The sequence below is a fragment of the Streptomyces sp. NPDC002868 genome, assembly GCF_055563295.1.
Window position 1 is genome coordinate 15,420 of sequence record NZ_JBVHDR010000027.1, and the last position, 26,974, is coordinate 42,393.

13 protein-coding genes are annotated in these 26,974 nt (G+C 70.4%); 9 read left to right on the forward strand and 4 right to left on the reverse strand.

Annotated features, from left to right (window positions below):
• The first annotated feature begins 328 nt into the window (after nt 1-328).
• Together ACZ3H8_RS37300 and ACZ3H8_RS37305 are read left to right on the forward strand one after the other, a co-directional pair.
• Nucleotides 329-586 carry a hypothetical protein gene (locus tag ACZ3H8_RS37300; protein ID WP_467409373.1) on the forward strand — a complete coding sequence of 86 codons (258 nt, stop codon included), beginning with the start codon at nt 329-331 and terminating at the stop codon, nt 584-586.
• A gap of 226 nt (nt 587-812) precedes the next feature.
• Nucleotides 813-3,695, forward strand: coding sequence for an ATP-binding protein (locus tag ACZ3H8_RS37305; protein WP_467409374.1), 2,883 nt, complete (start codon nt 813-815; stop codon nt 3,693-3,695).
• 71 nt (nt 3,696-3,766) lie between these two features.
• Here the strand turns inward: ACZ3H8_RS37305 and ACZ3H8_RS37310 are convergent, their stop codons facing one another.
• Nucleotides 3,767-4,474 carry a 4'-phosphopantetheinyl transferase family protein gene (locus ACZ3H8_RS37310; RefSeq protein WP_467409377.1) on the reverse strand — a complete coding sequence of 236 codons (708 nt, stop codon included), beginning with the start codon at nt 4,472-4,474 and terminating at the stop codon, nt 3,767-3,769.
• Between the two features lie 319 nt (nt 4,475-4,793).
• On the opposite strand from ACZ3H8_RS37310, the gene ACZ3H8_RS37315 reads away from it, so the two are divergent.
• The 7 genes from ACZ3H8_RS37315 to ACZ3H8_RS37345 all read left to right on the forward strand — a co-directional run bounded on the left by ACZ3H8_RS37315 (nt 4,794) and on the right by ACZ3H8_RS37345 (nt 12,326).
• Entirely contained in the window at nt 4,794-5,567 is a 774-nt protein-coding gene (locus ACZ3H8_RS37315; protein WP_467409379.1) for a thioesterase II family protein, read from the forward strand.
• A 255-nt stretch (nt 5,568-5,822) separates the two neighbouring features.
• A complete protein-coding gene (locus ACZ3H8_RS37320; RefSeq protein WP_467409380.1) occupies nt 5,823-8,762 on the forward strand; it encodes an ATP-binding protein in 2,940 nt (979 codons plus the stop codon).
• Nucleotides 8,763-8,932: 170 nt separating this feature from the next.
• Nucleotides 8,933-9,148, forward strand: coding sequence for a DUF5988 family protein (locus tag ACZ3H8_RS37325; RefSeq protein ID WP_467409383.1), 216 nt, complete (start codon nt 8,933-8,935; stop codon nt 9,146-9,148).
• 161 nt (nt 9,149-9,309) lie between these two features.
• Nucleotides 9,310-9,660: a hypothetical protein gene (locus tag ACZ3H8_RS37330; protein WP_467409385.1), complete on the forward strand. Its 351-nt coding sequence runs from the start codon at nt 9,310-9,312 to the stop codon at nt 9,658-9,660.
• A gap of 76 nt (nt 9,661-9,736) precedes the next feature.
• Complete coding sequence (locus ACZ3H8_RS37335; RefSeq protein WP_467409388.1) at nt 9,737-10,657, forward strand: ABC transporter ATP-binding protein; 921 nt, start codon at nt 9,737-9,739, stop codon at nt 10,655-10,657.
• 1 nt (nt 10,658) lies between these two features.
• A complete protein-coding gene (locus ACZ3H8_RS37340; RefSeq protein WP_467409390.1) occupies nt 10,659-11,426 on the forward strand; it encodes an ABC transporter permease in 768 nt (255 codons plus the stop codon).
• A 126-nt stretch (nt 11,427-11,552) separates the two neighbouring features.
• Nucleotides 11,553-12,326, forward strand: coding sequence for an FkbM family methyltransferase (locus ACZ3H8_RS37345; protein ID WP_467409392.1), 774 nt, complete (start codon nt 11,553-11,555; stop codon nt 12,324-12,326).
• Nucleotides 12,327-12,386: 60 nt separating this feature from the next.
• On the opposite strand, the gene ACZ3H8_RS37350 is transcribed toward ACZ3H8_RS37345, so the two are convergent.
• The 3 genes from ACZ3H8_RS37350 to ACZ3H8_RS37360 all read right to left on the reverse strand — a co-directional run.
• Complete coding sequence (locus ACZ3H8_RS37350; protein WP_467409394.1) at nt 12,387-13,454, reverse strand: ketoacyl-ACP synthase III family protein; 1,068 nt, start codon at nt 13,452-13,454, stop codon at nt 12,387-12,389.
• A gap of 13 nt (nt 13,455-13,467) precedes the next feature.
• A complete protein-coding gene (locus ACZ3H8_RS37355) occupies nt 13,468-24,192 on the reverse strand; it encodes a type I polyketide synthase (protein WP_467409395.1) in 10,725 nt (3,574 codons plus the stop codon).
• 52 nt (nt 24,193-24,244) lie between these two features.
• A partial coding sequence (locus ACZ3H8_RS37360; protein WP_467409397.1) for an SDR family NAD(P)-dependent oxidoreductase occupies nt 24,245-26,974 on the reverse strand: 2,730 nt, incomplete at its 5' end.

Sequence of the window (26,974 nt, forward strand, 5' to 3'; positions counted from 1 at the left end):
CCGCCCACACCGTTCGGCGTTGTTGTCGGCGGCGTCTTCAGGCCAGGCCAGATGGGGCGTTACGCTGAAGGATCTACGGGGAGCACCGCTGAAGAGCGAAGAATGCGCGGCCATCAGCCCCTTTTCTAATCCGTATTTCAGGCCATCTGCAGCGATACGCACCACCACCACTTCGGTGCTGCGCCGAATGACACCTCTGGTGGCAGAGCAAATGTGCCGTCGACACAGTGTGTCCGGTTTCCGCTGTGCACATGGCCCACTGTCGACCGGGGGATCCGGCTAAGGTCGTATCAGATGTGGCGCACGATGTTGATGGGGGGCGCCTTTCATGACCGATATACATCGTCAGGTGCCGGAAGAAGTGCGGGGTGCAGACCTGTCCCCGCGGGGCGCATGCCTCGCCGGACTGCTCTTCCTGGCGAATTCCGACCGGCCGCGGCGCCCGGCTGATGTGACGTACCGCGCCGAAGTCTTCCCGGAAACACGCCAGGCCGCCTCCGTACGCCGCTACGTACGGGACCGCGCCGACCTGCCGCGGCTCGAGGCCGCACACGGGGGTGACCCCGGCGTGGCTGGTACCGGCTAGGCCCGGATGACCTCGGCACAGTACAGAGCGGCCTTGCCCCGGGCTACGGGCATACGGGTGTCCCCGCGCGGGGCCCCACCCCTTGCTGCCGGCATTCAGCACCTTGCGCTCCAGCCGGCAGAACAGAGAACGCGCGGGCCCGAATTGACCGGACGGGCCACGCTTGCCATCCGGCGGACCGCCGGGCACGGCCGTGCCGGGCGCAGTAGCGGACAGGAGACTCCCGATGACCGACGGGATGCCGATCGGAACGTTCGAATGCCAGCGGGACCAGTTGACTCTCGTCAACCGCGAGCTGGAAATATCCGCCCTCTCCTCCCTCTTGCAGAACGCCCGCGCAGGGTCAGGCGGTATCGCCCTGCTGGAGGGCTCCGTCGGCATAGGCAAGAGTCTGCTGCTGCGCAGCCTGACGTCCGCGCCTCACATCGAAGGCCTGCGCGTGCTGGAAGCACGCTGCGACGCCCTGGAGCGCGACTTCCCCTTCGGCGTGGTGCGGCAGCTCTTCGAGCCGCTGCTCGTCACACTCGACGAACCACAGCTGGCACGTCTGCTGGCCGGCAGTGCCCGTACGGCCGCGCTGGCGCTCAGCAGTCAAGCCCTGCAGGGGAATGTCATGCCCCTGACCGAGGATGTGTCGTATGCCGTTCTGCACGGGCTGTACTGGTTCACCTGCAACCTGGCGGACGATGCGCCGATCGTCATCGTCGTTGACGACGCGCACTGTGCCGATCTGGCCTCGCTGCGCTTCCTGACCCACCTCGCACGGCGGATCGAAGGGCTCCCCATCCTGCTGGCCCTGTCCCGGCGCACCGGCGACGAGGCGACCGACGCCGCGCTCCTCGACGACATCGCCGGACAGCCGCTCTGCCGGATCCTGCGGCCCGGTCCGTTGACCGCCGACGGGGTCGCCCACCTGGTGAAGACCGTCTTCGACCACGAGGCGGACGACGAGTTCCACGACGCGTGTCTGGCGATCACCGGCGGCAACCCCCTGCTCGTCCACTCCCTGCTGACCGTTTTGCGGCTCGGCGGCGAGCCGCCGAGCGTCGGCGGCCTGGAGTACGTCACCACCCACGACGGTGCGTTCTTCAACGAGGCGGTCCGGTCCGTCCTGCGGCGACAGCCCGAGTCCGCCGTGGCCGCAGCCCGCGCGATGGCCGTCATGGGTGACGAGGCCATGACGGAGGTATGCGCACGGCTGGCCGGGCTCGATGACGCGACCCACTTCGCCGCGATGCAGGCACTGCAGTCCAACGGCCTGGTCTCGGAGGTCGACGACGGCCGGACATGGTCCTTCAACCACGGCCTGATACGGGAAGTCATCGTGGCGGACATACCGCCCGAGGAGCGCGCGGAGGCGCACCAGCGCGCCGCCCGCTTGATGCTGGACGTGGGCGCGCGCGCCGAGCAGGTGGCCGGACACCTCCTGATGACCGCGCTGCCGGCCACCGAGGAATGGGCGGTCACCGTGCTACGGGAGGCCGCCCGCGAGGCGTCGTTCCGCGGCGCCCCCGCACTGGCCGTGGATCTGCTGCGGCACTGCCTGCGTGAGCAGGTGCAGGTGCCCGAGGACGCCTCCGTACTCGTGGAACTGGGGCTGGCCGAGGCGGGAGTGGACCCTCAGGCCAGTGTCCGGCATCTCCAGTCGGCTCTGGAGTACGTGAACGAACCGCTTCCGCGTTTCTTCGTGCTCACCTCGCTGGCCAGCGGCCTGATCCGCAGTGAGCAGTCCCTCCAGGCGGTGCGCCTGCTCGCCGAGCAGGCGCCGACGGTCCGCGACGTCACGGGCGATCTGCAGCGGCTTCTGGAGGGGCAGCGGCTGTTGGCCTCTGCGGAGGACCTGCAGAGCTTCGGAGCGACGCTGAAGGAGTACCCCTTCGACATCAGCCTGCCCGGCGACTCCCCGGGTCAACGGGCCCTGATCGCCGCCGGGGCCGGCCTCAGCGCCGTACGTGAGGAGCGGGCGGAGGAGTCGGCTGCCGCGGCCCGCCGGATGCTGGAGCGCAGCGTGCCCGGCATCGACTCGCCGTTCTTCCTGGCCACGGCGGCGACGGCGTTGCTGTACGCGGGCCTGTCGGACGAGGCGGATGCCGCCTACAAGCGGGTCATCGACAGCACCCGGGAGAGCCAGCGCCAGCTGTACGGCCTGTGCCTGGCGTTGCGGGCCGAGGCGCTGTACCGGGTGGGCGCGCTGTCCGACTCGGTGGCGGCCACTAGATCGGCGCTGAACGTGGTACCGCCCGAAACCTGGGGCCGCACACTGGCGCTGCCCATCGCGACGCAGATACACGCGCTGATCGATTCCGGTGACCTCGCGGCTGCCGATGCGGCGGCCGCACAGGAATTCCCGCCGACGAGCCTGGACACCTGGCAGTGGAACGAGTTCCTGTGTGCGAGGGGACGGCTGCGGCTCGCCCACCACGAACCGCAGGCGGCGCTGGTGTACCTCCTGGAGGCAGGCAGACGACAGCACCAGTGGACCCGGACGAGCCCTGCCGTCTCGTCCTGGTGGGCCTGGGCAGGCCGTGCGCACCTAGCGCTTGGGGCCCTCGCACCCGCCCGGGAGCTCGCCGAGACCGCAGTGGCGCGAGCCCGGAAGGGGAACCTGACCGACGCGCTCGGCGCCGGTCTGCGGCTCCTCGCGGAAACGGAGAGTGGCCCCGGGAAACTGCCCCTCCTCGAGGAAGCGCTGTCCGTCCTCGAGGATTCCCCCGCGCGGCTCGAACGGGCCCACGTGCTGGTCGATTACGGCTCTGCGCTCCATGCGTGCGGACGCACCGAGGCGGCGCGAGAGACGCTCCGCCAGGGGCTCGATCTGGCCTATTCGATCGGCGCCGCAGTGCTACGCGCCGAGGCCAATGACGCGCTGCTGACCACCGGTGCCCGACCGCGCACCGTCACGTCGAGCGGCGTGGAGTCGCTGACCCCGAGCGAAGCCCAGGTGGCTCAACTGGCCGCCGCCGGCGAGACCAACCGGGAAATCGCCGAAGAACTGTTCGTGACCCAGCGCACGGTGGAGCTGCATCTGACATCCGTGTACCGCAAGCTCGGGGTGTCCGGGCGCCGGGGTCTCGGTACGTTCTTCGGCGCCGGGCGGGCGGCACAGTAACGCCCCGACCGCGGGACCATGTCGCCGACGGCTGCGCCACGTGGGCCGTCGGCGTCAGGGTGTGCAGACTGTCAGCGCCGTGCCCCCATCGCGATCCCGGCTCCGTGCGCCGTGCGTGAGCGATCGGAGGGTACGGCGACTGCCGTCATGACCAGGCCCGCCCGCACGGCCCAGCGCCCCTCGAATCCGGTCAGCACGGAGTCACCGAGCCGCCATCCGGGCACCAGCAGCTGTGCGGTGAAGGTCCCGCCGTCCGGGTCGAAGGTGATGAACGCGTCCTCGAACTCCAGCGGACGCCCGGTCATCGGGAACCACGCCTTGTACACGGACTCCTTGGCACTGAACAGGAGCCGGTCCCAGGGCAACGACGGTTCGCGGCGGCGGCACCGGAGAAGCCCGGCACGCTCCCCGGGCAGCGCCACGGCCTCCAGGATCCCGTCCGGCAGTGGACTCGCGGGCTCCGCGTCGGCACCCAGAGAGAGCACGTCCCCCTGCCGCGCCACGACGGCGGCGGCGTACCCGTCACAGTGGGTTATGGCCCCCAAGACTCCGGACGGCCACCGCGGTTCCCCACGCGGCCCCGGCAGGATCGGTGCGGGCGGCACGCCGATCCCGGCCATTGCCCGGCGGGCGCACCAGCGGCCTGCCGCGAACTCCCGTTTGCGCTTGTCAACCGCGCGAGAGACGAAGGACTCCTCTTGGCTCAGAAGCGCTCCGGCCGGCGGGTCGCCGAAGAGCTCCGCCACGGAGGCCGAGTCGGGCAGCAGCTCGTCGATCATCGCAGTCTCCCGTCGGTGCACCTGTGGTGGTTGACCTCGCGAGACTTCGGCGCAGAGCAGCCACTCGCCGTGCTTGGCCAGGGGTGAGACTAGGTTGCGCCCGCGGAGCGGACCACCGAAGTCGAAGACCGCCCGTGAAGTACGGGGGAAATGACCAGACTTCCCCCGCATCCTGCTGACAGCCCTTGCGCCGCGGAGCCCGCACTGCCTGGATATGTCCAGGGCAACAGCCCGCATCTCCCGATCGGCTCGGGACAACCGTCGCCCGCTTCGTACCGACTCCGAGGCGCCGGTCTACTGGAAAGGACGGATCAGCCCCATGAGTTCATCCTCTGTGGACGAGGGTCTGTGGTGCCGGCGCTTCCATCCGGCTCCTGACGCGGGCGACCGCCTGGTCTGCTTTCCCCACGCCGGGGGCTCGGCGAGCTTCTACTTCCCGGTGGCCTCCGCGCTCAGCCCAGCCGTGGACGTACTCGCCGTGCAGTACCCGGGCCGGCAGGACCGGCGCAGGGAAGCAGGCATCGACACGATCGGTGAGCTGGCCGATAACGTCGTCGACGCCCTCCGGCCCTGGACCGACCGGCCGTTGACCTTCTTCGGCCACAGCATGGGTGCACTGGTGGCGTTCGAGGTCGCCCTGCGCCTGGAGGACCAAGGCGTGGCGCCGCTGCGGCTGTTCGCGTCCGGGCGCCGGGCGCCCTCCCGTTACCGCGACGAGAACGTGCACCAGCGCGACGACGACGGGATCGTCGCCGAGTTGAAGGCGCTCAGCGGTACGGACACCAGAGTCCTCGGCGACGAGGAGATGCTGCGGATGGTCCTGCCGGCACTGCGCTGCGACTACCGGGCGATCGAGACCTATCGCTGTGAGCCGGGGGCGGTGCTGAGCTCCCCCGTGACCGCGATCGTGGGGGACGAGGACCCGAAGACCTCCCTCGAGGAAGCCCTGGCCTGGGAGGATCACACCAGGGGCGGATTCGACCTACAGGTCCTGCCGGGCGGGCACTTCTATCTCACCGATCAGCAGACCGAGGTCATGAGGCTGCTCGGCGATCACTTCGCCTCCACCGCCGTGTCCGGCCGTGCGTCGTGATCACCTGCCTGAACTCCAGCGCCGACGATGCGGCAGAGACCGCGCCGAGGCCCTGGGCACTCCCGGGGCTGAGGTGACGGGTCCCCACTGAGCAGGCCGGCGCCGCCCTCCGCGGTCACCGGTCCCGTCCGGGCGGCTGCCGTCGATTTTTCGTTCCCGCCACAAGCGGAACACACGCTGCAACTAGGGTGGTCGCCACCTGCCCGGCGCGCAGCGTGGCGTTCCGAGGGGGGCGATGCAGAAACGGCGGCGACGATGGCAGACCCGACTCAGCCCTCCCCGGATTCCGACGGCAGCGGTACTGACGGGCTGGTCGGCCGGGATGCCGAGTTGGCAGTTCTGCGAACCCTCGCCGCCGGTGCGCGCGACGGCCGCGCCGGTGTGGCTGTCGTCCAGGGCGGGGCCGGGATCGGCAAGACCTCGCTCGTGGATGCCTGGGTCGGCATCGAGCGCCGGAACGGGATGCGCGTCCTGCGCTCGACCTGCGGCCAGACACGTACGGACTTCGCGTTCTCGCTGGTACGCCAGTTGCTCGCCCCGGTCCTGGCCGACGCTGACGAGAAGGAGCGCGCAGAGCTACTGGCCGGGCCCGCGGAGCTCGCTGCCCGGACGCTGGGCACGGACGACGGCAGTCCGGAGGAGGGCCCGGTGCGGAGCGATGCCTCGTTCGCGTTGCTGCACGGTCTGTACTGGTTGCTCATCCATCTCGCAGCTCGCGGCCCGCTCGTCATCGTCGTGGACGACGCCCACTGGTGCGACGCGCCGTCGCTGCGCTGGATCTCCTACATCACCCGCCGCATCGAGGGATTGCCCGTCCTGCTGGTCCTCACCGAACGGACGGGTGAGGAACACCCGACCGGCCCCCAGCTCACGGAGATCGCCACCCAGCCCGACTGCCGACTCATCCCCCTCTCGCCACTCACCGGCCCGGACGTGGCCGTGATCGTGCGCGCTGCCACGGACGGCGACACGGACGACGCGTTCTGCCATGCTTGCGAGCAGGCTTCCGAGGGGAACCCCCTACTGCTGGTGGAGTTGCTGCGCACCCTCGTCGACAACCGGGTGCCGCCCTACGCGGAGCACATCGGGGCCGTGGAGGAATTCCGAGGGCACGTCCTCGCCCGCACCGTGCTCCACCGCGTCGGCCGCCAGATCGAGGATACGGTCGAACTCGCCCGCGCCCTGGCCATTCTCGGCGACGACACTCCCACCCGCGTCGCCGCGGCACTTTCCGGGCTCGGCGCATCCGAGGTGGCCAGGCACGAGCTGGTGCTGCGCCGCATCGGCGTACTGCACGAGGACGCCCCGACGCGGTTCAGGCACCCGCTGATCCGGACCGCCATCATCGAGGACACGATGACCCCCGACGACCTGGCCGCCGGCTCCGTGCGGGCCGCCCGCATTCTCCACCAGGAAGGCGCCTCCAGTGAGCAGGTCGCCGCGCACCTCATGCACTGCGAGCCCGGCGCGGGGGGCAGCTGGCCGGCCGAGGTGCTGAAGGACGCGGGGCGCGTCGCGCGGCACCGTGGCGCGCCCGACGCCGCGGTCCGCTATCTGCAACGGGCCCTGAACGAACCGCTGTCCGAGTACGAGCGGGCCGCGGTCCTCGTCGAGCTGGGCACCGACGAACTGATGCACGTGCCGCATACCGCGGTGGGCCGGCTGCGCGAGAGCCTGCTCATCATCGAGGATCCGGCGGTCCGCGGGCGGGTCTCGGCGATGCTCGCCGCCGCTCTGCAGATGACACAGCGCGGCCCGGAGGCCGTCACGGTGCTCCAGCAGGCGGTGGCCGGTCTCGAAGACCCGGCGGAGAACTGCCCGCAGCGCGAACTGCTGCTCCATCTCAAGGCACAGCTCATCCAGGTGGCGTACGAGGACCAGACGACGATCGAGCTGGTCGGCCCGCTCATCGCGAGCGTGTCCCCTGCCTCGCTGCGCGGGGACACCCCGGGCGAACGCGCGGTGCTGGCGGCTTCACTGATCCACGCCATGGCGGGCCACGAGAGCGCGGCGCACGCCAACGAACTGGCCGACCGCGCCTTGCGCGGCGGCATCAATCTCAGTGGGCCGACGGAAATGCTGTTCGCCCTCTCGACCCTCGGGCTGATCACGACCGACCGGCTGCAGGAAGCCGTCACCTGGTACGACCAGTTGAGCGACCAGGCCATACGCTGCGGGGCCCAGCGTATTTCCATCGGTGCGTCGTACGGGAAGGCCTCGGCGGCCTCACGACAGGGACGGGTGGTGGACGCGCTGATGCAGGCGCAGGCCCTGCTCGACCGTTCACCCGACCTCGGCTACTCGACCCTTCCGATAGCGGCCCTCATCGTCAACAACCTGATCGAGTTGGGGGACCTCCGAGCGGCCGGAGAGGTGCTTGCGGCGAACCGCCGCTACGACAGCCCCGACGCGGTGTGGGACCGCGGTCCGTATCTGCTGGCCCAGGGCCGCTGGCAGCTCGTTTCCGGAGACACCGAGGCCGCGCTGGAAACCCTGCTCTACTGCGGCGAACGCCAGGACGCGGCGGGACTGGTGAACCCGGCGGTGACCGCCTGGCGGTCGCAGGCCGCGCTCGCGTACGCGGCCCTGGGCAAACGACAGGAGGCCATCGAGATGGCCACCGAGGAGCTGCGTCTTTCGCGCAACTGGGGCACGGCACGCATGATCGGGGTCAGCCTGCGACATCTGGGGCTGGTCACCGGGGGCGACGCCGGATTCGACCTTCTCCGTCAGGCCGTGGACCGGCTGGAGGACTCCCCCGCACCCCTCGAACTGGCCAAGTCACTGTACGACTTCGGAGCGGCGCAACTGCGCGCGGGGGACATGCGGACGGCGCGTACGACGCTGCGCCGGTCGTTCGACCTGGCGGAAGAGTGCGGCGCAACCGCCCTGTCGGAAAAGACCAGAGCGGCCCTGCGCACCACGGGTTCCCGGCCACGACGCGGGCAGCGGCAGGAACGGCAGCCGCTCACAGCCAGCGAGTACCAGATAGCCGGGATGGCGGCCACGGGGCATTCGAACCACCAGATCGCGCAGGCCCTCTTCGTCACGCCCCGGGCCGTCGAGACTCACCTGACCAGCAGCTACCGCAAGTTGGGCATCACCGGTCGGGTCCAGTTGCGCGACGCCCTGCTCACTGCGAAGTCGGCGTCGGCGTCGGCGTCGGCGTCGGCGGGCCGCCCTTCCTGGAGTTAGGCGTCCCCGTACCCGCGGCCGACGTGCCGGGACTCCGTGCGAGGCCCGCCTCACGGCACGCCTTTAGGGGTTTCCCGAGCGCTGCCGCTGCTCCAATGGCCTGTAATGAATCGCCTTCCCGGAAATCGGTCGGTGAGCAGTCGAACGGCCTTGAAGAAGGGCAGTTGGCCATGCTGATGAACGAAATGAATGTACTGCTTCGCGGTGGCCCCAACCTGGTCGCGGACAAGGAGAGGGTCCGCTACGTAAAGGACGTGACCTCCAAGCTCAAGCTCGCATGCGGCAACCGCTACGAGCACTTTGAGCCGACGACGGAAATGGTCCGGCAGAACGGCCAGACGCTCCAGGTGTTCGTCTGGACGGGCTGCACCTACATGGCCGAGTAGCCCCCAAGGCGACCTGACGGCAGCCGGGCACCCGCTGGATGTACGGGGAGCCCGGCCGCCGCCCGTGCCTGCATCGGGAGCGGGCCGCGCAAAGGGACAATCACCGGACTCTCCTCTCGAGGGGGCACCAGCAGGGGTTCGACGGTGACGAGCAGCTCCGGTTGCGAGCGGTCTCCATCGCCCTGGCCGCCGCACAGTTCGGCATCCACGACGCGCTGGCGGAGCAGGGCATCCGCCCGGGGATCGTCGGAGGCCTCAGCCTCGGCGGCATGGTGAGCAGTTGCGTCGCCGGCTCACTGCGGCGGCGTGATCTGTTCCCGGTGTGCCTCGGCGCGGTCATGAAGCGGCACGGTGCACAGCTCGGGCTCGTCATCGGCCCGTCGCGCATCACAGATGTGCCGGCCTGCCCGTTTCCCGTGGTCCATGTCGATTCCCCGAAGGCGGTCGCGAGGGCGCTGGCCGCCATTTTCGATTTCGGCGTGGACCTCCCGGGTGACCGGGCGAGGCGCTGAAAAACAACTGAACAAACTCCTAAAGGTCCTGGGAACCCCCCAGACACGCCTTGGACGGGCCCCCTACCTTGGCCGAATGATCGACCTTACGGGCGTGACCAAGCGGTACGGGAAAAAGGTGGCGGTCGACGACCTCACGTTCTCGGTCCGGCCCGGTTCCATCACGGGCTTTCTCGGTCCCAACGGGGCCGGTAAATCCACCACGATGCGCATGGTGCTCGACCTGGATCGCCCGACGTCCGGCCATGTGCGGATCGGCGGCAAGCACTACGCCGAGCTGACGGAGCCGCTGCGGCACGTCGGCGCGCTGCTGGACGCCAAGGTGATGCACAGCGGGCGCAGCGCCTACGACAACCTTGAGTGCCTGGCGGTGAGCAACCGTATTCCGCTCAACCGGGTGAACGAGGTCCTGGAAGAGGTGGGGCTCGGCTCGGTGGCCAGAAAGCGCTCCAAGGGCTTTTCACTGGGCATGGGTCAGCGGCTGGGTATCGCTGCCGCGCTGCTCGGCGACCCGGAAATCCTGATGTTCGACGAGCCGGTCAACGGGCTCGACCCCGAGGGCATCGTCTGGATCCGCACGCTGATGAAGGATCTGGCGGCCAAGGGACGCACGGTCTTCGTCTCCAGCCACCTGATGAGTGAAATGGCGCTCACGGCGGATCACCTCGTGGTCATCGGCCGGGGCCGGTTGCTGGCGGACACGCCCATGCCCGACTTCATCGCTCGTAACTCCCACTCGTACGTCCGTATCCGCACCCCGGAGCCGGAGAAGCTGCATGACGCGCTCGCCGACGCCGGCATCACCCCGCGGATGACCTCGGAGGGCGCCTTCGAGGTGTCCGACGTCCCGGTGGAGCGGCTGGGCGAACTGGCCTGGCAACAGCAGGTGCCGCTGCACGAGTTGTGCACACAGCACGCCTCGCTGGAGGAGGCGTTCATGAGGATGACCGGGGAAGCGGCCGAGTACCGCACCGAGCCGGGCGGAAAGGATGCCTGACATGCCCGCACTGTCCGCAGTCCTCCACTCGGAGTGGGTCAAGATCAGGTCGGTCCGCTCCACCGGCTGGACGCTGGCCGCCGCTTTTGTGATCACCGTCGGATTCGGCACCCTGATCTGCGCTCTGTCCAACAGTCAGTTCGACGATCTGTCGACGGCCGACCAACTGTCCTTCGACGCCGCCGGTACCGCCTTCGCCGGCGGGGTACTGGGCCAGCTCGCGATGGTCGCGTTCGGTGTGCTGGTGGTCGGCAGCGAGTACACCACCACGATGATCCGTATCTCACTGGCGGCCGTGCCGCGGCGCGGCGTCTTCTACGTCTGCAAGCTCACGGTCGCGACGGTCGTCGCGACCGTCGTCAGCTTGGTGACGAGCGTTGCCACCTTCTTCGCCGGGCAGGCAGCGCTCGGTACCCACAGCACGACGATCGGCGAGGACCATGTGCTGCGCGCGGTGATCGGTGCGGGACTGTACATGGCGCTGATCGCCCTGCTCTCGATGGGTGTTGCGGCGATGCTGCGCAGCACCATGCTGGCCATGGGCATCCTGATGCCCTTCTTCTTCCTGATCACCCAGATCCTGGCGTCCGTGCCCGGCACCAAGAAGGTCTCCCGGTACCTACCGGACCAGGCGGGCGCGGCGATGGCGCGCGTCGTGCAGCACTCCGACTCACCGTACGGCCCGTTGGGCGGATTCGGCGTGATGATGCTGTGGGTGGCTGTGGCGGTCATCGGCGGCTATGTGCTGCTGCGGAAGCGGGACGCCTGAATCAACCGACCTTCGGAACCTGAATCCACGTTCCCTTTTAGGAGAATGCCGGGGCCCATTGGTGCACGCTTCCACAGCGGGCGCCAATGACCTGCGGCACTACACACCGTTCCGGGAGAATCCATCATGACCGACATCAGGTCTGTACAGGTCGCCGACGGCGTCTCGTTCTTCGTACCGCAGGCGGAGGGGGTGCTGTTCTCCGAGATCGGCTTCATCTACAACGAGATATTCGAGGACCGCACCTATCTCCGGCACGGCATCGAGCTCTCGGACTCGTCGCGGATCGTCGACGCCGGTGCGAATGTCGGGCTCTTCACCATCTTCGTCAAGCAGCAGTTTCCCGGCGCGCAGGTGCTCGCCCTGGAGCCGATCCCGGACATCCACGAGGCCCTGCGGAAGAACCTCGACGCGCACGGCGTCGAAGGCGTCGACACCCGCAGGATGGCGCTCGGGCTGAAGCACGAGCCGGGCGTGCGCTTCACCTTCTATCCCGCGATCCCCGGCAACTCGACCCGCTATCCGGAGCAGAAGAAGGTCGGCCAGGACGTCACCGTCCAGCAGATCGGGCAGGAGGCCGTCGACCGCGTCATGCAGGGCGTGGAGGTCGACGTCGAGGTCGACCGGCTGTCCACGGTCCTTCGCGAGTGGGCTCCGGACGGCCCGGTCGATCTGCTCAAGGTCGATGTCGAGGGAGCCGAACTGGACGTCCTGGAGGGCCTGGACGCGGACGACTGGCAGCGGATCAGGCAGACCGTCATCGAGGTCCAGGACCTCGACGGACGACTCGACACGATCACCGGGATCCTGGAGAGCCACGGTTTCTCCGTCACCGTCGAACGCGCCGACCTGCCCGAGGTCTTCCACTACTTCATGGTGTACGCCACGCGTCAGCCGTGACGCCCGTCGGCAGCTCGGCCCGGCACCTCGGCTGAGGTGCCGGGCCGTTGCGTTGTGGCCTCAGGCCGGATTGCCCGAAGCCTCCTGCCTGGCCCAGGACGGCACGTCGAGGATGGTGAGCACTGCCGAGGAGGAGACCCAGCCCGGCCCCGAACTCGTCATCAGGATGTGGTCGCCCGGGGCCACCTGTCCGGTCGTCAGCAGATGGTTGAGCGACACGGCCATATCACAACCACCCATATGCCCAAAGATCCTGCCGAATTCCCAGTTGGAGCGTGACATCGGCAGCCCGAGGGGCTGCATCTTCATCTGGTCGATCATGCGCGCGTCGGTGTTGGACGCCACCACCCATGCGAGATCCGAGGCGTTGAGACCGGCATCGACGAGCGACCGGTGCACGATCTCGAGTTCGAAGTCCCGGATCATCTCCATGCATTTGTCCAGCGGGACGACATGCTGGTTGAAATACGAGAGCAGCTCAAGAACGCTCGAAGCACCGTTGGTCTTCTCCCGGAACGGCAGCAGGGACTCCTCACCGCGGTGCCACTGCTCCAGCTCGGGCAGCGTGCCGGAATTGACCGCCCGCAGCGCCGCGCAGCCACTTTCGCCGCTGAAGAGCACGGCGGCGCCCGCGTCACTCGCGGTGAAGCCCGTGCCGAATCCCTTCCAGCGGTCGATCATGGGGGAGGTGAAGTTCTCCGCCCCGGTCACCAGCACCGAGGAGGCCGCCGCCGCACCCGTCATCTGCCCGACTGCGATCTCGAACGCCCCGAGCATCCCATTGGAGTGGTGGCGTACGTCGACGCTGGGAACGTCGCCTGCTCCGAGCTCCCGCAGGATGTAGCCGGGCAGGTGACACGTCTCGGGCCCCTGCTGTACGGAGGTGCAGTGGATATGGAAGTCGAGGGAGTCGACGTCCTCTTCCGACCGGCCAAGTGCCTGCCGCGCGGCGAAGACCGCCATGTCGACCGCCGGGAGGTCGCCGGCGATGTAGGCACCGGTCAGCCCGGTGCCGTACTGAATCGAGTATTCATCGTAGAGGCCCTCCTCAACTGCCTTCTCCGCACTCACCCACTCGTCCGGAAGGTGCACCCCGACTGTGTCGACGTAGACGCCGTCTATCTTCATTTACTGCCTTTCCCTAGTGTTGCGGGTCCACTGCGGCCCGGGGGCGCAGAAGCTCTTCCTTGAGGTGCGATGCCAGCCGCTGAGGAGTGTCCTGTTCGAACAGGAGCGCCGCCGGGAGGCGTAGCCCCGTGGTCTCCCGCAGCCGGTTGCGCAGGGCGAAGGCGGTCAGCGAGTTGAGCCCGATCTCCCTGAACGCCCGTGTCATCTCCACCGCGTCGGACGACGGGTACTCCAGTACGGTCGCCACGTCCGCCCGTACGAGGTCCATCAGCAGGGAGTCCCGCTCGGGGTCGGGCAGACCCGCCAGACGTCGTTTCAGGAGGCTGAGGACTCCCGACGGACTGCCCGGCTGCTCTGCGGAGCGCCGGGTCGGCGTCCGAAGCAGACCGCGGAGCGGGGCGGAACCCTCGCCGGTGACCTCCTGTGTGTCTAGGGCCGCGAGGTCGAACCGCACCGGCGCGACGGCTGCCGTGTCCAGACGGCAGGCTGTATCGAACAGGTCCAGGCCCTCCGCACAGGACAGCTCGGCCAGACCTGCGTGCAGCGCCCTGCGCTGGTCTGCCCCCGCCGGCTCCGCGCCGTCCCCCGCGTCCCACGGACCCCAGCCCAGCGACAGGCCGGCGCGGCCGCCCGCCCGCCGGTGCTGCGCCAGTGCGTCCAGGAAGGCGCTGAGTGCCGCGTGGCCGCCCCGGCCGAGAGCTCCCAGCGTCCCCTCGATGGACGAGAACAGCACGAATGCGGAGAGATCCTGATCGGCGGTCAGCTCGTGAAGATTCAGGGCCGCGTCGATGCCCGGGCGCAGCAGCGCGTCGAGGCCTTCGGGGGTCGCTGCGGCAGCTTCTGCGCCGTCCGGCGCGCCCGCGGCATGCACGACCGCCGTCAGCGGGTGCTCCGGCGGGATCCCGGCCAACAGCCCGGCCAGCGCGTCGCGGTCGGCCGGATCGCAGCCGGCGACCGTGACGTGAGCGCCGAGGGCGGTGAGCCGGTCCTTGAGCGCGGCAGCGCCGGCACTGTCCTCGAGGCCCGGCCGGACGGTGAGAAGCAGCCGCCGCACCTGGTGCTCGGCGACCAGGTGCCGGGCGACGGCCGCACCTGGCGTCCCGGTGGCACCGGTGACCATGACGGTGCCTTCCGGGCCGGACGGGAAGGCGGCGCCCACCGAGGCCGCCGGGTCCTGCGTCCTGATGAGTCGGGGGACCCTGAGGGTGCCCTTGCGCAGCGCCAGTTGGGGCTCCTGGGCCGCCAGCGCCGCAGGCAGCGCACGCCAGGACGCACGGTGTCCGTCCAGATCGGCCAGGACGAACCGCCCGGGGTCCGCCAGTTGTGCCGAGCGGATGAGACCCCACAGCGGTGCGGCGGCCAGATCCGGACCGGCAGCGCTGTCACCGGCGACCACTGCCCCCCGGGTGAGGAACACCAGCCTGGAGAAGGCGAACCGTTCGTCGGAGAGCCAGTCCTGGGCGAGTTCCAGTGCCCGGCGGGCGGCAGATGCCGCAGACTCCTGCAGGCCGCTGACGATCACTGCTTCCGGCGTAGGAACTCCGGCGTCGAGCGCCGTGCCCAGCGCGGCCAGATCCGCGTACACCTCCGTGTAGACCCCGGCATTCATCAGTGACGGCCTGGCTGCCAGGGCGTCATGGCCGACCACGGCCCAGCGGGCCCCGGACTCAGGCGTGTTGCACGCCGCTTCGAGCCAGTCCAGCCGGAACAACCGACTGCGCTGCTCCGCGCGAGCGCTCCTGAGCTGCCGGGGGGCGACCGGCCGGAGTGCGACAGCGCCGATCGACGCGACCGGCAGTCCGGTGTCGTCGGCCACCGCCGCCGTGATCACGTCCGGTTCCGTCCAGGACAGCCGCACCCGTAGCGAGGAGGCGCCCGAGGCGTACAGCGCCACGTGGCGCCACGCGAACGGAAGCCCCGGCGCCCGGCAGTCGTCCGCCCCGGATGCCAGCGCATGCAGCGAGGCGTCCAGCAGGGCGGGGTGCAGACCGAACCGGGCTGCCTGCTCGCGCTGTTCCTCCGGCAGTACGACCTCCGCGAAGAGGTCGTCGCCCCGGCGCCATGCCGCCCGCAGCCCCTGGAAGGCCGGCCCGTACACAACACCCGCCTGCGACAGGGCGTCGTAGAAGCCGTCGAGTTCCACCGGCTCCGCCTCCGCGGGCGGCCACAGTTCGAGGTCGAACGGCACGTGCGGGACGGCCGGGGCCAGGATGGCAGTGGCGTGACGCGTCCAGGGTTCCCCGGGCAGCGCGGCCTCCGGCCGGGAGAACACGCGCAGTGTGCGCCTGCCTGGCTCCTGTTCCGCTCCGACCGTAAGCCGCAGCCGAACGCCTTCCCGCTCGGGCAGCACCAGCGGGGTTTCCACCGTCAGTTCTTGCACGTGGTCGTACCCGACCTGGTCACCGGCCTGGACTGCGAGTTCCACGAATACGGACGTCGGCAGCGGCACCATACCGACGACTGCATGCTCGGCGAGCCACGGGTGCGAGGTCAGCGAGAGACGGCCGGTGAGAAGCCAGCCGTCCGCATCGGGCAGTTCCACCGCCGTGTCCAGCAACGGGTGGTCGGCCCGCCCGGGACCGTCCGGCGTGCCGGTGACGCCGGACGGCAGTGCGGACGGCTTCATCCAGTAGTGGCGGCGTTGGAAGGCGTACGTCGGCAAGTCCACCCGGCGGGCTCCGGAGCCCGCGAACACCGCGCGCCAGTCCACCTCGACCCCGTGCACATGGAGTTCGGCCATCGCCGCCGCCATCAGGGGGGCACCGCCCTGGCCGGCCTCTTCCGAGCACACCGTCACCGCGGCCGCCCCGGCCTCCTCCGCGGTCTCACAGACCGCGCCGGCCAGCACCGGGTGAGTGCCCAGCTCGACGAACACGCCATGCCGGCTGTCGAGCAGCGTGCGTACGGCATCCCCGAAGCGCACAGGTTCCCGCAGGTGCGCGAGCCAGTGCTCCGGTTCCAGCCCGGCCGTGTCCAGCCATCCGCCCGTGACCGTCGAGCACAACGGCACCTGCGCGTGCACCGGCCGGATGTCCGACAGCGCCTCGACGAGCTCCTCGCGCAGTTGCTCGACCTGTGAGGGCAACGGCCGTCCCCCCGGTACCCGTTGTGCGGGGACACCGTCGGCCCGGCACTGGGCGAGCAGTTCGTCGAGTGCGTCCGGTTCGCCGGACACCACAACAGAGGCCGGTCCGTTCACCTCGGTCACCGAGATCCTTCCCTCCCACCGCGGCAGACGGGCCTGCACCTCCGCGAGCGGCAGGGCGACCGACACCGCACCCCCGCACAGCCGTTGGGAGGCGAGCGCCCTGCTGTGCAGTGCCACCGCCCGCGCGCCGTCCTCCAGCGAGAGGGCACCGGCCACACAGGCCGCCGCGATCTCCCCCTGGGAATGGCCGACCACCGCCGCCGGCCCGACTCCGTAGGAGCGCCACAGCGAGGCGAGCGAGACCGTCACCGCCCACTGGACGGGCAGGGCGATGTCGCCCCGGTCAGGCCATCCCGGCTCCGCCGATCCCGACACCACCTCCAGCAGCGACCACTCCACGTAACTGGACAGCGCGCGTTCGCAGTGGGCCATCGACTCGGCGAACGCGGGTGAGGACTCCAGCAGCTGCGCGGCCGCCGCGGTCAGCGGGCCCGGCACCGGCCGCCCCGGATCCGGGCAGACGAATACCAGCGCAGGGGCGTTGTCACCGGATCTGGCCCTGCCTCGCACCACCGTGCCGCCGGGATCGCCCTCGGAGAGCGTCCGCAGCTCCCGCAGGGCGGCTTCCCGCCCGGAGGCCAGGACCACCGCACGGTGCTCCAGCGCGGACCGGGTCGTGGCCAGGGACAGGCCCACATCGCGGAGCCGCAACTTCGGATCGGCCTCCAGGAACGAGCACAGCCGTGCCGCCTGTCCCCGCAGCGCATCCGCGCTCCGGGCGGAGACGGGCAGCGGAACCACCGACAGCTCGGACCAGTCTCCCGAGCCGGTCTGCCCGCCCGTGCTCTGCGTACCGAACGAGCCGGCTGCGGAGCCGTCCTCGTCGCGGGCCTGCTCGATGATCACATGCGCGTTGGTGCCGCTGATACCGAACGCCGACACCCCTGCCCGGCGGGGCCGGCCACTGCTCGGCCAGGCCGTCTGTTCGGACAGCAGCCGGACGTCGCCCTGGGACCAGTCCACGTGCGGGGTGGGCTCGTCCGTGTGCAGGTTCTCCGGCAGCAGCTCATGACGCATGGCCATGATCATCTTGATGACGCCGCCCGCACCCGACGCCGCCTGGCTGTTCCCGAAGTTCGACTTCATCGATCCCAGCCACAACGGCCGGCCGGGCTCACGGCCCTGTCCGTACGTCAGCATCAGTGCCTGCGCCTCGATCGGGTCGCCCAGCGGCGTACCCGTTCCATGGGCTTCCACCGCGTCGACGTCCGAGGCGGACAGCCCCGCGCTCGCCAGCGTCTGCCGGATGAGCCGCTGCTGGGCCAGGCCGTTCGGCGCGGTGAGCCCGTGGGAGGCTCCGTCCTGATTCACCGCGCTACCTGCGACAACGGCCAGCACTGTGTGACCGTTGCGCCGGGCGTCGGAGAGCCGTTCGAGCAGCAGCAGGCCGACGCCCTCGGAGAGGTTCGTCCCGTCCGCGCCCGCGGCAAACGGCTTGCACCGCCCGTCCCAGGCCAGCGTCCTCTCCCGGCTGAACGCCAGATAGGGATCGGGCTGCGACATGACGGTGACCCCACCTGCAAGAGCCAGGTCGCACTCGCCCGACCGCAGCGCCTGGGCACCCAGGTGCAGCGCCACCAGGGCGGACGAGCACGCGGTATCGACGGCGACCGACGGCCCCTCCAGTCCGAAGGCGTAGGACACCCGCCCGGCTATCACGTTGCCGGCCGTCCCCATCTGCATGCCCGACACGTAGTCCTGGTACGTCACACCGGCGAAGACCCCGGTCCGGCTGCCCTTCAGTGAGGCGGGGGCGATGCCGGCCCGCTCGAACACCTCCCACGATGTCTCCAGCATCAGCCGCTGCTGCGGGTCCATGGCCAGGGCCTCGCGCGGCGATATCCCGAAGAACTCCGCATCGAACTCTCCGGAGTCGTAGAGGAATCCGGCCTGCCGCAGGTATGTCGTGCCGGGCCGGTCCGCATCCGGGTCGTACAGTGCCTCGATGTCCCAGCCGCGGTCGGTCGGGAACGGCCCGAGGCCTTCCCGGCTTTCGGCGACCAGTTGCCAGAGCGACTCAGGAGAGTCCACTCCGCCGGGGTACCTGCACCCCATCCCCACGATCACGACCGGGTCGTCGTTCACCGCCACGAGCGGCGGCATTGCCGCGGGCACGTCCTCCGCTGCGCCGTCGCCGTCCATACCGAGCGCGGACAGCAGATGCCCCACCAGGGCGCCTGCGGTGGGATGGTCGAACACCAGCGTGGCGGGCAACCGGAGACCGGTCTCCTGGCTCAGCCGGTTCCGCAGGGTGATCGTGGTCACCGAGTCGAAACCCAGCTCCTTGAACGGCCGCTCGGACTCGACCAGTTCGGCCGTGTCGTATCCGAGGAGCGTGGCCACCTGCGTACGCACCAGATCCGAGACCACCCGGCGCCGCTGTGCCTGCCCCATCGCGGCCAGTCGCCGGGCGAGCCCGGAATCAGCCGCCCCGACGCCGGACTCGGCGGCCCGACGGGTGGGGGCACGCAGCAGACCGCGCAGCAGACCGGGCAGTTCGCCGGCCTCCGCACGCGACCGCAGCGACGCGATGTCCAGCCGGGTCGCCACGAACAACGCCCCGTCGGCCGCTGTTGCGGCGTCGAACAGGGCCACCCCCTGCTCGGTCGACAGCGGCAGCACGCCGCCCCGGGTCATACGCGCGATGTGCGCCTCGGCCAGTTGCGCGGTCATCCCGCTGGTGGCCTGCTCCCACGGCCCCCACGCGAGCGAGGTCATCGGCATGCCGGCCGCCCGCCGGTGATGCGCGAGGGCGTCGAGGAAGGTGTTCGCAGCCGCGTAGTTGGCCTGTCCCAGGTTCCCCTCCAGACCAGCGACGGAGGAGAACACCACGAACGCCGACAGGTCGAGGCCACGGGTCGACTCGTGCAGGTTCACCGCCGCATCCACCTTCGCCCGGAAGACGTTGGCAACGCTCTGGGGCGTCTGTGATGTCAGCAACCCGTCGGCGAACGTCCCCGCGGTGTGGACCACTGCGGTCAGCGGGTGTTCGGCCGGTATCCGCGCCAGCAGCGCCGCCAGCGCCTCCCGGTCGCCCACGTCACAGGTCTCGACCGTCACATCGGCCCCGAGGGCGGTCAACTCGTCCCGGAGCTGCGCCGCTCCGGGTGCATCCGGTCCGCGGCGACTGGTCAGCAGCAGACGCCGGACGCCGTACACGTTCACCAAGTGGCGGGCGAACACCTGGCCCAGTCCTCCGGTGCCGCCCGTGATCAGCACGGTCCCTTCGGCACCGAACCGCGGGTCCGTTCCCTCGTCCGCGGGCGGGCGCATCCGGGCCAGCTGAGGCGTCAGCAACTCACCTGCCCGCACCGCGACCTGCGTCTCACCGCTCAGCACCGCTTGGGTCGGCAGCCCTTCCGCGGATTCCCGGTCGACCAGCACGATGCGCCCCGGATGCTCGGACTGCGCCGAACGCACCAGTCCCCACACCGGGGCATGCACCAGGTCCGACACCGGGTCGTCCGCTCCGGCGGCAACGGCCCCGCAGGTCACCACGGCCAGCCGCGTCGCGTCGAAGCGCTCGTCGCCCAACCATGCCTGAAGGAACGCCAGTACGTCCGCCGTAGCCTCCTGCGCCGCTTCAGCGACACCGGACCCCGTTGCGTCTGCTTCCGGCCCGAGGACCAGCGCCGCCACCCCGGGCTTCGCGGCACCCGCGTCCAGGGCCGCACCCAGGGCTGCCAGGTCCGCGTACGCCTGCGCGGACACTCCGGCCGCCGCGAGCCCGGCCGCCATCGGCACACCACCCGTGCCCAGGACCGCCCATCCGTCGGCCGCCGTCTCGATCGGCGCGGCGTCCGCAACGACGGTCACCGGTTTCCAGTCCAGTGTGAACAGCGCATCGCGCTGGGCGCTTCCCGCTCCCGCCAGCGCCTCCGTGGGGACAGGCCGCACCGAGAGCGCATCCACCGTGGCCACGGGACGGCCCATGGTGTCCGCGAGGGCGAGTGAGACCGTGTCCGTCCCCACGCCGGAGAGCTTCACCCGCGCGGCCGTGGCACCCGAGGCGAACAGGGACACACCGCTCCAGGCACTGGGCAGAGCCATCTCTGCCGGGTCGGCCTCCGGGAGGGCCGTCAGCATCGTCTGCAGGGCCGCGTCCAGGAGCGCCGGGTGCAGCCCGAACGCACCGGCATCCTGCCCCGGCTCCTCCATGGACACCTCGGCGAAGTAGTCCCCGCCGAGCCGCCAGACCGCCCGCAGCCCCTGGAACGCGGGGCCGTACTCGTACCCGGCTGCGGCGAGCCGGTTGTGGAGCCGGTCCACGGAGACGGGCTCTGCGCCTTTCGGCGGCCACACACCGAGATCGAAGGAGGGGACCGGTGCCTCGCGTGCCAGCACCCCTGCTGCATGGCGCGTCCAGGCGGGCTCCAACTCCTCGTCGCCCGGCCTGGAATGGATCGTCACCGTGTGCCGCCCGGCCTCGTCCGCGGCCCCGACGAGGATCTGCAGCTGGACTGTTCCCCTGCGCGGCAGCACCAGCGGGGTCTGAACCGTCAGCTCCTGGAGCAGGCCGCACCCCACCTCGTCCCCGGCCCGGACCGCAAGCTCCACCAGCGCCGTCTCCGGCATCAGCACCGCCCCCGCCACCTTGCGATCGGCGATCCAGGGCTGAGCTTGCAGGGAGAGCCGTCCCGTCAGCAGGATGCCGCGCGCATCGGCGAGTTCGACGGCGGCTCCCAGCAGTGGGTGGCGCGTGGCGCCCAGACCCGCCGCCGCGACCCCGGCCGAGGCGGAGCCCGAGGTCGGCAGCCAGTGGTGCCGACGCTGGAAGGCGTACGTCGGCAGCTGCACCCGCTGGGACCTGGCCGGCTGGGACCCGGCCGGCTGCGACCCGGCCCCGGCGAACAACGCCGGCCAGGCCACGGCCGTCCCGTGGGCGTACAGGCCCGCCATCGCCGCCGTGAACGCACGGTCCTCGGGCTGGTTCTTGCTGAGGGCGGGGACCAGCAGCCCGCCGTCCAAAGACAGGCTCTGCGCGGCCATGGCGGTCAGGGTGCCGTCCGGGCCCACCTCGAGGTAGCGGGTGACGCCTTCCGTCTCCAACCGGCGGATGCCGTCGGCGAACCGCACGGCCTGCCGGACGTGGCGTACCCAGTAGTCCGCAGACGCGATGTCCTCGGGCCTGGCGGACTCCCCGGTGAGGGTGGAGACGATCGCGATCCGCGGCGTCTCGAAGGTCACGCTCTCCGCAACCCGCCGGAAATCGTCCAGCATCGGCTCCATGAGCGGCGAATGGAACGCAAGGCTCACCCGGAGCCGCGTCGCTTTGCGGCCCAGTTCACGGAAGCGCTCCGCCAGTTCGGTGACCGTGCCCTCGGTGCCGGCGATCACGGTCGCGTCGGGACCGTTGACCGCGGCGATGCCCACCTCGCTCTCGCGGCCTGCCAGCAGCGGCAGCACCTCCGCCTCCGACGCCTGGAGAGCGACCATGGCGCCGCCTGCCGGGAGGGCCTGCATCAACCGGCCGCGTGCCGCCACGAGACGGCACGCATCCTCCAGTGACCACACCCCCGCCACATGCACTGCCGCGAACTCACCGGTCGAGTGCCCCAGCAGCACATCCGGCCGCACGCCCCACGACTCCACCAGCCGGAACAAAGCCACTTCGAGGGCGAACAGCGCGGGCAGCGCATAGTCGATCCGGTCCAGCAGTGCGGCGTCCTCGCCGAAGACCACGTCCCGCAGCGGGCGCTCCAGCTCCACGTCCACGTGCGCGCACACCGCGTCGAAGGAGTCCGCGAACACGTCGAACGCCTCGTACAGTTCCCGGCCCATCCCCAACCGCTGCGAACCCTGACCCGCGAACAGGAAAGCCGTCTTCCCCGCGCCACCCGCCGTACCGGTGACCACGGATGGCGCGGCCCCACCGGCCGCCAGCGCATCGAGTCCCGCCAGCAACTCCGCCCGATCCGAGCCCAGCACGACCGCCCGGTGCTCGAACGCCGACCGCGTCGTCACCAGGGATCCGCCGACCTCCAGCGTATCCAGCTCAGGGCGGGCACCCACCCATTCCGACAACCGCTCCGCCTGGGCGCGCAGCGCCGCACGGCTGCGCCCCGACACCACCCACGGCACCACCGGGAGCGGCCCGGACGCCGCGGGCTCGTCGCTCTGCTCGTCGCCCTCGGCTGGAACATCGGCCGGAGCCTGCTCCAGGACCACGTGCGCGTTGGTCCCGGACACCCCGAACGCGGACACCCCGGCCCGGCGCGGACGCCCGTCCACCGGCCAGTCCGTGTTCTCCCGGAGCAGTGCCACCGCGCCTGCCGACCAGTCAACGCTCGAGGACGGCACGTCCGCGTGCAGGGTGCGGGGCAGCACACCGTGCTGCAGCGCCAGCACCATCTTGATCACACCGGCCACACCCGCAGCCGCCTGCGTGTGACCGATGTTCGACTTCACCGAACCCAGCCACAACGGCCGGTCCTCATCCCGGTCCTGCCCGTACGTGGCCAGCAGCGCCTGAGCCTCGATCGGATCGCCCAGCGTCGTACCCGTGCCGTGCGCCTCCACGGCGTCCACATCGGACGCCGCAAGGTCCGCGCCCGTCAGGGCGGCCCGGATCACCCGCTGCTGCGACGGCCCGTTGGGCGCGGTCAGGCCGTTCGACGCACCGTCCTGGTTCACCGCACTGCCCCGCACCACCGCCAGCACCGGATGCCCGTTGCGCCGCGCGTCCGACAGCCGCTCCACCACGAGCACGCCGACGCCTTCGCCCCACCCCGTGCCGTCCGCGTCGTCGGAGAACGCCTTGCACCGGCCGTCCGCCGACAGCCCGCGCTGCCGGCTGAACTCCACGAACACATGCGGCGTAGCCATCACGGTCACACCACCGGCGAGCGCGAGGTCACACTCCCCCGACCGCAGGGCCTGTGCGGCCAGATGCAGCGCCACCAGCGACGACGAGCACGCCGTGTCCACCGTCAGCGTGGGGCCCTCCAGACCCAGTACGTACGCGATCCGGCCCGACATCACGGACGCCGTGATGCCCGTGGCGAGATACCCGTCGGCGTCCTCGGGCCGGTTCAGCATGAGGGCCAGGTAGTCCTGGCCGTTGGATCCCACGAAGACGCCGGTGCGGCTTCCCCGTAGCGCACCCGCTTCCATGCCCGCCCGCTCCAGCGCCTCCCAGGACGTCTCCAGCAGCAGCCGTTGCTGCGGGTCCATCGCCGCCGCCTCCCGCGGCGATATCCCGAAGAAGGACGAATCGAAGCGCGGTGCATCGTAGAGAAAGGCGCCCTGGCGTGTATACGTCGTCCCCTGCCGGCCTGACGGGTCGTAGATCCCGTCCAGGTCCCACCCGCGGTCCGCCGGGAACTCCGAAACCGCGTCCTCTCCCTCGGTCAGCAGCCGCCAGAAGCTCTCGGGCGAATCCACTCCGCCCGGGAACCGGCACCCCATACCGACGATCGCGACCGGCTCCTGCCGACGCGTCTCCGCCTCCTGAAGGAGGCTGCGGGTCTGCCGAAGATCTGCTGTGACCAGCTTGAGGTATTCCCGCAGCTTCTCTTCGTTGTTCGCCATCGTCTACCACTTTCCCGAGGTGAGGTATGAGCGAGCGTTACAGAGACTGGGGTCAGGAGATTCCCAGTTCTTTGTTGATGAGATCGAACATCTCGTCATCGGTGGCCTCGTCGAGCTTCGCCACCTTGCGGCCCGCATCGTCCGCAGCCTCGACGCCCGTCCAAAGGGCCAGGAGTTCCCTCAACTTGGCGGTGACCCTGAGGTGCGCTTCCCCGTTCGTCTCCGCCGGCCCGGCCGCGGCCAGCACAGCTGCCAGCTTGTCGACGTCGGCGACGACCCCGGTGCTTTCCGGAGCATCGGTGTCAGGACCGAGGAGCTCGCTGTGCAGGAACGAGGCGAGGTCGAGCGGAGCCGGATGGTCGAACACGAGGGTGGCGGGCAGGCGCAGCCCCGTCACCGCATTCAGCCGGTTTCGGAACTCCACCGCCGTCAGTGAATCGAAACCCGACTCCCTGAAGGCACGGGCCGCGTCGACCGACTCCGCATTCGCGTGCCCCAGCACCAGAGCAGCCTGCTCCCGCACCACATCCACCAGCATGCGGCCGCGTTCTTCGGCCGGGCATGCCGCCAGCCGTTCCCGCAGCCCATCGGCTCCTGCCGTCGACCGCGCCGCCTCCCATGCGGCGCGCGCCTCGGGAAGATCCGCCAGCAACGGACTCACCCGGCCGGCGGTGAACGCCGGTATGAACTGCGACCAGTTCACCTGGGCCACGACGGCGGCAGGCTCCTCACCGCCGGCGATCCGGTCCAGGGCCACCAACGCGGACTCCGGATCCAGCGCGCTCAGACCCCGTCGGCGCAGGTACTCTCCCAGTCCCTCGTCAACCGCCATGCCGCCATCGGCCCACGGTCCCCAGGCCACCGACGTCGCCGTCAGCCCCAGCGCCCGGCGCTGCTCGGCCAGCGCATCCAGATACGCGTTCGCTGCCGCGTAGTTGCCCTGCCCCGGAGAACCGATACTTCCCGCGAACGACGAGAACAGTACGAACGCCGACAGGTCACGCTCTCGTGTCAGCTCGTCCAGGTGTGTGGCCACAGCGGTCTTTGCCCGCAGCACCGCGGCGAACCGCTCCGGCGTCAGTGCTTCGATCACCCCGTCGTCCAGCACACCGGCCGCGTGCACCACCGCATCCACCGGATACTCCGCCAGCAGACCCACCACCGCGTCACGATCGGCCACATCGCACGCCACCACTGACACGCGCACACCCGAAGCGGCCAGCTCGTCGCGCAACTCGGGCGCGCCGGGCGCCTCCAGGCCACGACGGCTCACCAGCACGAGATGCTCCGCACCTCCCGCCGCGGCCCAGCGCGCCACTCGTACGCCGAGCGCACCCGTGCCACCGGTGACCAGCACCGTCCCTGACGGCTTCCATCCCCCACCGAGGCCGCCGGGCGAGACCCGTCCGAGCCGACGCCCGAACACACCGGACGCCCGGACCGCGACCTGGTCCTCACCTTCCGCACCTGCGAGCAGCCCTGCCAGACGAGCCGCCGCCCGCCGGTCCACCACCTCGGGCAGATCCACCAGACCGCCCCAGCGGTCCGGGTACTCCAGCGCCGCCACCCGGCCCAGACCCCACACTGCCGCCTGGGCCGGATCCGGAGCCCCGTCCGAGCGCCCCACCGACACGGCTCCCCGCGTCAGCACCCATACCCGCCCGCGGACATCGGCGTCACCCAGCGCCTGAACCAGCGCCGCCGTCGCCGCCGGACCCGCCGGCACCCCGTCCTCACCGACACCGGAGAGCCCCAGGAAGGACAGCACACCCTCGACCGGCCCCTCGCTCCCGGCTGCACCGAGGGCGGCGGCAAGCTCCGGCCTGCCCATGCCGGGCTCGTACGCCACCGGCTCCAGGCCGGCCCCTCTGGAAGCCAGGGCCTCGATCACGGATCCGGCCCAGGCGTCCTTCTGCAGGCCCGCCGGAACCACGGCCAGCCAGCGCCCTGATACGGCGCCGGAAACCGTGCCCAGCGGCTTCCAGCTCGCCCGGTAGAGCCACTCGTCCACCCGCGACCGCTTGCGCTGCCCGCGCCGCCACGACGACAGGGCCGGTACCAAGCCGCCCAGCACCTGCTCGTCGACGCCCAGCGAACCTGCCAACGACTGGACGTCTCCACGCTCGACCGCGTCCCAGAAGCCCGCGTCCGCTCCATCGGAAGCGACCGGTCCGGAACCCGGCTGCGCGCCGTCCGGCCAGTAACGCTCACGCTGGAACGCATACGTCGGCAGGTCCACCCTCGACGGCCGCGCACGATCGAACAGTGCCTTCCAGTCAACCCGCACACCGTGGGTGAACACCCCGGCGACGGCCGACAGCAGCGCGCCCGCCTCCGACCGGTCCTTGCGCAGGACCGGCACGAGCAACTGCTCGGCGTCCTCAACACATCCCTGGGCCATGGCGGTCAGCGTGCCGTCGGGGCCCAACTCCAGGAACCGGCTGACGCCCTGCTCCTCCAGGCGCTGGATGCCGTCGGCGAACCGCACCGCGTGGCGGACGTGCCCCACCCAGTACTCCGGCGAGGTGAGTTCCTCCGGCGTGGCCGGCGCGCCGGTCACATTGGACACGACCACGATCCGCGGCGGCTCGAAGGTCACGCTCTCCGCGACCCGGCGGAAGTCCTCCAGCATCGGGTCCATCAAAGGCGAGTGGAACGCATGACTCACCCGCAACGACGTCGTCTTGCGCTCCAGACCACGGAAGTACTCGGCGATCTCCCCGACCGCCTCCTCAACGCCGGAGAGCACCACCGCATCCGGACCGTTGACCGCCGCCAGGCC